The organism is Burkholderia sp. Ac-20344 (assembly GCF_017104975.1).
Taxonomy (GTDB): Bacteria; Pseudomonadota; Gammaproteobacteria; order Burkholderiales; family Burkholderiaceae; genus Burkholderia.
The window spans coordinates 1-1,356 of the sequence record NZ_JAAGPP010000362.1; the positions used below are offsets into that span (position 1 = coordinate 1).

Annotated in this window: 1 protein-coding gene and 2 pseudogenes; 1 reads left to right on the plus strand and 2 read right to left on the minus strand. The window is 69.2% G+C overall.

What is annotated here, in order from left to right; translation table 11 throughout:
• A pseudogene (locus G3N64_RS40500) lies at positions 1-110 on the plus strand (GNAT family N-acetyltransferase); the annotation flags it as partial.
• Here G3N64_RS40500 and sctJ read toward each other — a convergent pair.
• Positions 106-861, minus strand: a pseudogene (gene sctJ / locus G3N64_RS39120) (type III secretion inner membrane ring lipoprotein SctJ); the annotation flags it as partial. The pseudogenes G3N64_RS40500 and sctJ overlap by 5 nt on opposite strands.
• A gap of 52 nt (positions 862-913) precedes the next feature.
• Positions 914-1,348, minus strand: coding sequence for a hypothetical protein (locus G3N64_RS39125; RefSeq protein ID WP_205788899.1), 435 nt, complete (start codon positions 1,346-1,348; stop codon positions 914-916).
• Between the last annotated feature and the right edge of the window lie 8 nt (positions 1,349-1,356).

Sequence of the window (1,356 nt, forward strand, 5' to 3'; positions counted from 1 at the left end):
ACCGCATCATCGACACGACACCGCTCGACGTCCGCGCGCAACCGCTGATCGACGCGCTGATCGACGAGTATTCGACCCGTTACAACGCGTATCGCCCCGACAGCCACGCGCCGCCGACAGCGCGATCACCGCGCAGGTCAGCAGGATCAGCGCGAACACGAGCCAGCCGAGCGGCGAGCGCAGCCGCACGATGTCGGTCATCGCGCTGCCGATCCCGTCCACGCGCGCCGCGCGCGCGGCGGCCGGCTGCAGGAACAGCGACACGTTGTCGTACTGCAGCCCTTCGATGCTGTGCGCGACGAGATCCTTGACCATCGGCGCCATCGCGCGCAGGTCGACGCCGGGCCGGTAGCGGATATACACGGCCGCGGACGACGGCTTGATCTTGTCCGCGAGCGGATCGTTCTCCGGAATCACGACCTGCACGCGCGCGACGACCACGCCCTCGATGTCCTGCAGCGTGCGCGACAGGTCCTGCGACACGCCGTACAGGTAGCGCACGCGTTCCTCGGCCGGCGTCGACACGAGGCCCTGCTTCTGGAACAGCTCGCCGAGGCTCGCGTAGCTCGGCTTCGGCAACCCGTTCGCCTGCAGCACCGTGAGCGCCGACTGCATGTCGCCGTCCGCGACGCTGACGAACCACGCGTTGCGGTCCGACGTGTCGCGCGCGTCGTTGTCCTTCGACGCGCTGATGCCCGCGTCGCCGAGCACCGCGACCATCTGGTTCGCATCGCGCTCCGACAGGCCCGAGTACAACTCCTTCTGGCACCCGGCCAGCAGCACGAGCAGCCCCGCGAGCAGCGCGCGCGCCGCCCGGCTGCGCCACGCATGCGCGCGCGGCGTCGAATCGATCGTCGTCATGGTTTGTCCGCTTCCGTGTGTGCGCGGCCTGCTGCGGCACGCGCGCACGCCATCACTCCTGCGTCTTCAGCACCGTGTGCGTGAAGCCGTTCGCCGCCTGCGCGACCGACAGGCTCAACTGGTATTCCGAAATCGTGGTGGTCGCCGTCCACTGAAAATCCATCGCCTTCACCATCGTCATCATCGGATCGCTGCGGCTGTCGGCCATCGACGTCAGCATCTCGCTGCGATGCTTGTCGATGTTCGCGTACCGCGTGTCGAGATCGTTGCCGTAGGTGCGCAACCGCTCGACGAGCGACGACTGGTTCGCCTGCGCGGGCGTCATCTGCACGGCCGGCGCCGCATCCGCCGGCGCGCGCGACATTGCGACGCCCGACGAAGACGGCGGCGCGGCCGGCGATGCGCCCGGCTGCATCAGCGCATCGAACTGGCCCACCTGCGCCGGATCGGGCGCCGAGCGCGGTTTCTTGCGCGCCCCCGCGGGCAGATCGGGAA